This is a genomic window from Inquilinus sp. (assembly GCF_039594555.1).
GTDB lineage: Bacteria > Pseudomonadota > Alphaproteobacteria > DSM-16000 > Inquilinaceae > Inquilinus.
The window spans coordinates 1-5,125 of record NZ_JBCNNF010000467.1; the positions used below are offsets into that span (position 1 = coordinate 1).

The following is a 5,125-nucleotide window of genomic DNA, read 5'->3' on the forward strand; positions in this document are numbered from 1 at the left end:
GACCAGCGGGTACAGGTCGTCCGGCAGAGCCATCGCCGGGGCCGGGTTCAGGATCGTGGTCACGCCGTGCCGCCGGGCGATCTCCAGCCCGCGCCGCACCACCGGCAGCGGCAGCTCCAGCTGGGCGACGAAGACCTTCGCCGCAGCGATGGCCGGCGCCGCGGCCTCCATCTCCGCCTCGGTCAGCGCCGCCGCGGCCCCTGGCTCGATGATGATGGCGTTCTCGCCGGTCTTGCCGTCGACGAAGATGAAGGCGGCGCCGGTCGGGCGCTCGGGGTCGGTCAGCACATGGCCGGAATCGATCCCTTCCTCGGCATAGAGGCTGCGGGCCATCTGGCCGAACGGATCGGTGCCGAGCTTGGTGATGAAGGCGACATCGGCGCCGGCCCGGGCGGCGGCCACCGACTGGTTCGAGCCCTTGCCGCCGGGCCCGAGCTTGAAGCCGTTGGACAGCAGCGTCTCGCCCATCACCGGCAGCCGCGCGGCGCGGAACGCGAGGTCGGCGACGAACACGCCCTGGACGGCGATCTTCGGCGAAGTCATGGGTCCGGTCCTACTTCGGCGGGATCACGCCCATCTTCAGCAGGAAGCAGCCGTAGAACCGCCCCTCCCCGGCCCGGACCACGGCATAGGCCTTCTTGGCCTCCTCGTAGAAGGCGAAGCGCTCGATCGAGCCCATCGGCCAGGACCGGCCCTCGGCCCGGTCGATCTCGGCCTGGACCTCGCGCTGCACCTCCGGGATCTCGTCCGGCTGGCCCACCACCTCCATCCGCCGCGCCGGATGGTCGACGAAGCTGTCCAGCGGCATCAGCGACAGGATCGCCCGCACCGCCCGCGCGGCGCTGACATTCGGCAGCTCGATCGGCGCCTTGACCATGGTGTGCTGGGCCACCGACCGGGACGGGAAGTTGGTGTCGCAGATCACCAGGTCGTCGCCATGCCCCATGCTGGCCAGGACGGTGAGCAGATCCGGCGTGATGATCGGATCGATGTTCTTGAGCATTGTCAGAAGCTTCCCTGCGTTTCCTCAAGCAGCATGGCAGCTGCGCTGCACCGCGATTTGTCGTGCTTTTCGGCACGCGGCATTCTGGATCACCGCCGCGACGCTTGGCAACATGGCCGTCACGTCGCGGCTCGTGTATACGGTGCCGCCATGTCGCTCCTCAGCCGCTACATGTTCCGCCAGATCGCGGTCGCCACGGCGCTCGCCACCGTGATCCTCGTCTTTGCGATCATGCTCACCACCTCGATGCGGCTGATCCAGATGATCGTCGATGGGGGCGTCGGGGCCGGTCTGTTCCTCGAGCTCGTCTTCCTGTCGATGCCGGAGTTCCTGATCGCGGTGCTGCCGGTCGGCGTCGTGGCCGCCTGCCTGATCGTCTACAACCGCATGCTGTCGGACGGCGAGCTGCTGGTCATGCGCGGCGCCGGCATCGGCCAGTTGCGCCTGGCTCTGCCCGGGCTGCTGATGGGGTTGATCATCACCGGCGTCAGCTACAGCATGACCCTGTACTTCTGGCCGGTGGCCAACCGCGAGTTCCGCGACCTGACCGCGATCGCCCAGTCGGATGTCTCGGCCGCCTTCCTGCAGACCGGCGAGTTCAACGCGATCGGCGACAACAAGACGGTGTTCGTGCGCGACCGCAACCCGGTGACCGGGGACCTCAGCGGCATCCTGGTGCACAGCACCGACAACGAGGACCAGCCGGTCACCATCATCGCCGATCGCGGCTATGTCGAGGACAGCGAGGACGGGCCGCGGATCGTGGCCCTGAAGGGCGTGATCCAGCAGCTCAACCGCAAGACCGGCAAGGTCGATCCGGTGGCCTTCGACAGCTACACCGTGCCGCTGAACACCCCCGGCGCCGAGGACCTGGCCCGCAGCTATCGCGCCCCGTCGGAGCGGTTCCTGCCCGACCTGCTGTACCCCGACCAGACATCTCCCCGCGACATGCGCAACTACGGCCGGCTGGTGATGGAGGGGCACAAGCGCATCACCGACCCGCTGCTGCCCTTCGCCTATGTCGTGTTCTGCCTCGGCGTGCTCCTGAGCGGCGACTACAACCGCCGCGGCCTGAGCCGCCGCATCCTGATCGCCGCCATCGGCGTGGTCGCGGTGCAGGCGACGACCATGAGCGTGGCCGGCGTCGCCCGCGATTCGCTCGGGCTGATCCCGATCATGTATGTGCTGCCGGTCCTGACCACGGTCACCGGCTTCGTCATCCTGCTGATCGCACGCCGCCGCAAGGTGCCGACCGCGGCGCCGGCGAACCCGGATCTGGCGCCGGCCTGAGGCTTTCCGGCGGTCGCAGGGCTGGGTGCGAAAAGTCGAAAAACCACAACCTGTTGTGGTTAAAGCATAGCTGCAATCGGGTATTTGGTTCGGGCCCGCCGCCCGCTATAAGCGGGGGATGCCCCGCGACCCGCTCTCCGTCCTGCACGACGTCTTCGGCTACACCGCCTTCCGCGGCCAGCAGGCCGAGATCGTGTCCCAGGTGATCTCCGGCGGCGACGCGCTGGTGCTGATGCCCACCGGCGGCGGCAAGTCGCTGTGCTATCAGGTGCCGGCGCTGGTGCGGCCGGGGCTGGGCGTGGTGGTGTCGCCGCTGATCGCGCTGATGCAGGACCAGGTCGAGACGCTGCGCCAGCTCGGCGTCCGGGCCGCGGCGCTGCACTCCGCCCTGCCGCCCGGCGAATCGCGCAACATCGCCCGGGCGATGCGGGCCGGCGAGCTCGACATGCTCTACGTCTCGCCCGAGCGGCTCTTGACCGACGGGCTGCTCGACATGCTCGACGACTGCAAGCTGGCGCTGTTCGCGATCGACGAGGCGCATTGCGTCTCGCAATGGGGCCACGACTTCCGGCCGGAATACCTGCAGTTGGACACGCTGGCGACGCGCTATCCCGGCGTGCCGCGCATCGCCCTGACCGCCACCGCCGACGGCCCGACCCGGCGCGACATCGCCGAGCGGCTGAAGCTGCAGAACGGCCGCATCTTCGTCGCCGGCTTCGACCGGCCGAACATCCGCTACCGCATCGTGCCGAAGGAGAATCCGCGGCAGCAGCTCCTGTCCTTCATCCGCCGCGAGCATCCGAACGAGGCCGGCATCGTCTACTGCCTGTCGCGCAGCAAGGTCGAGGGCACGGCGGAATGGCTGCGCGGCGAGGGCATCGAGGCCCTGCCCTACCATGCCGGGCTGGACCGAGAGGTGCGCGCCGCGAACCAGGACCGCTTCCTGAAGGAGGACGGGGTGGTGATGGTGGCGACCATCGCCTTCGGCATGGGCATCGACAAGCCGGATGTCCGCTTCGTCGCCCATCTCGACCTGCCGAAGAGCCTGGAGGCCTATTACCAGGAGACCGGCCGCGCCGGCCGCGACGGGCTGCCATCCGATGCCTGGCTGGCCTATGGCATCCAGGATGTCGCCAAGATCCAGGGGCTGATCGCGGAATCGGATGCGCCGGAGCGGCAGAAGCAGATCGACCGACAGAAGCTCGACGCCCTGCTGGGCTATTGCGAGACGGTGCGCTGCCGCCGCCAGGTGCTGCTGGAGTATTTCGCCGACGCGCTGCCGCAGCCCTGCGGCAATTGCGATACCTGCCTGGAGCCGGTCGAGGCCTTCGACGGCACCGAGCTGGCGCGCAAGGCGCTGTCCTGCGTCTACCGCACCGGCCAGCGCTTCGGCGTCGGCCATGTCATCGACGTGCTGACCGGCACCGAGACCGACCGGGTGCGCCAGCTGGGCCATGACAAGCTGAGCACCTGGGGCATCGGCCGCGACCTGTCGAAGCAGGAGTGGAAATCGGTGTTCCGGCAGCTGGTGGCGGCCGGCCTGCTGATCGTCGACACCGAGGGCCATGGCGGGCTGCACCTGGCGCCCGATTGCCGCGAGGTGTTGCGCGGCGAGAGGGAGATCCATCTGCGGCGCGAGGCGGTGAAGCGGACGACGCGGAGCAAATCCGGCGGCCGCGCCGTGCGGGCGCTGCCGGACGACCCGGCCGAGGCGTCGCTGTTCCAGGCGCTGCGGGCCAAGCGGCTGGAGCTGGCGCGCGAGCAGGGCGTGCCGCCCTATGTCATCTTCCACGACGCCACCCTGACCGAACTGGCCCATGCCCGGCCGCGGTCGATGACCGAGTTCGCGTCGATTCCCGGCGTCGGCCAGGCCAAGCTGCTGCGCTACGCCGACGCCTTCCTCGAGGTGATCGAGCAGCACGTCGAGTAGCGGCCGCTGGACGAGTTACTCGCGAATACTTCAGAATTGTCGAAAATCCGCCTTAATCTGCTCAGCTCATTGGCCATCGCCGATATGTGATTAAGATTTTATTCTGGATGTCGTCACCGGTTATTCATATTTTCATTTTGTTGTTCATTGCGCTTTCAAGCAGACAAGCTGAACAGGCGACATCAAAAAGACCACTTACTTGGCATTTCTGACTTGGGCACCGCCCGAGACGGGCATCGCTTTTCGCGAAGGATCCGATAATGCAGCTTCTCTATTTCACCCCGGGCAACGGGCTGGCTCTCAGCATCGCCGGGACCCCAGCTCCGGGCGCGTCCCTTCTGACCGACCAGAACACGTCCCTGCCGTCGCAGCTCTGGCAGCTCACCTCGGACGGCCAGATCATCAGCGCCTGGAGCTCCGCCCTGGCCCTGAGTGTCGGCCAGGGCAACACTCTGATCGTCGACACTCTGCAGCCCGGCAGCCAGGCTCAGCTGTGGACCTACTCCCCCGGCTCGAACAATTTCGGCACGATCGCCAGCCAGCAGACCGGGCAGGTGCTGACCTTGCCCCAGCCGAACAATCCGCTGTTCCCCGCCGTGGTGCTCGAGCCCGCGGGGGGCATGTGGTACCAGGATTGGTCGGGCGTGGGCTTCGGCCCCGACTCGCTGCTGACCACGGTGACCAACAGCACGCCGAACACGCTCACGCTGACGGCACAGGCGGTGGAGGGCACGACCAACCTGTCCGGCAGCATCCCGCTGCCGCCCGGCACCAGCGCGACCATCGTGTCGAGCTACAATGACGGGCTGGCGACCAATTTCGGCGTCTTCGACGCGAACTATTCGAGCAGCAACTCGGTTGCCTCCTGGGTCGTCCATCAGCACCACGCCGGCAACGGGAAC

5 protein-coding genes are annotated in these 5,125 nt (G+C 67.6%); 3 read left to right on the forward strand and 2 right to left on the reverse strand.

Annotation, left to right across the window (positions count from 1 at the left end):
• Together ABDW35_RS31800 and ABDW35_RS31805 are read right to left on the reverse strand one after the other, a co-directional pair.
• Positions 1–543 (reverse strand): PfkB family carbohydrate kinase (locus ABDW35_RS31800; RefSeq protein WP_343717855.1); only part of this gene is annotated, 543 nt, incomplete at its 3' end.
• A gap of 10 nt (positions 544–553) precedes the next feature.
• On the reverse strand, positions 554–1,003 hold the full coding sequence (locus ABDW35_RS31805) for an RbsD/FucU family protein (protein WP_343717856.1): 450 nt from the start codon (positions 1,001–1,003) through the stop codon (positions 554–556).
• Between the two features lie 150 nt (positions 1,004–1,153).
• On the opposite strand from ABDW35_RS31805, the gene ABDW35_RS31810 reads away from it, so the two are divergent.
• From ABDW35_RS31810 to ABDW35_RS31820, 3 genes are all read left to right on the forward strand, one after another.
• A complete protein-coding gene (locus tag ABDW35_RS31810; protein WP_343717857.1) occupies positions 1,154–2,293 on the forward strand; it encodes an LptF/LptG family permease in 1,140 nt (379 codons plus the stop codon).
• A 118-nt stretch (positions 2,294–2,411) separates the two neighbouring features.
• The gene (recQ, locus tag ABDW35_RS31815) at positions 2,412–4,223 is read left to right on the forward strand and encodes a DNA helicase RecQ (RefSeq protein ID WP_343717858.1); all 1,812 of its coding nucleotides are present in this window, start codon (positions 2,412–2,414) and stop codon (positions 4,221–4,223) included.
• Positions 4,224–4,483: 260 nt separating this feature from the next.
• On the forward strand, positions 4,484–5,125 hold a 642-nt coding region (locus tag ABDW35_RS31820), incomplete at its 3' end, for a ricin-type beta-trefoil lectin domain protein (protein ID WP_343717859.1).